At 48.4% G+C, this 244-nt stretch carries 1 protein-coding gene; it reads left to right on the top strand.

The features are described 5' to 3' along the window. Window positions 1–73 precede the first annotated feature (73 nt). A partial coding sequence (locus tag KVT28_RS26190; RefSeq protein WP_217551196.1) for a LysR family transcriptional regulator occupies window positions 74–244 on the top strand: 171 nt, incomplete at its 3' end.

A 244-nucleotide genomic window follows, 5' to 3' on the forward strand; every position in this document is an offset into this window, starting at 1 on the left:
GTCAACGTGTTAGTAGAACACTTCAGCTTTAATCACCATTAAGTGAAAGTAACGAATTTTGCTTTGAGGTCTTATGGACTTGTTGGGGTTGATCAGTACCTATATCCGTGTAGTGGAGAACGGCAGTATTGCAGCGGTTGCACGCGCTAAAGGAATGAGCCCTGCAGCAGTCAGTCAGAGCCTTTCCCGTCTGGTAGCGTATCTGGGGGTACGTCTGCTATCACGCACAACCCGAAGTATGACC

The organism is Pantoea sp. GbtcB22 (genome assembly GCF_019091025.1).
Classification (GTDB): domain Bacteria; phylum Pseudomonadota; class Gammaproteobacteria; order Enterobacterales; family Enterobacteriaceae; genus Pantoea; species Pantoea leporis.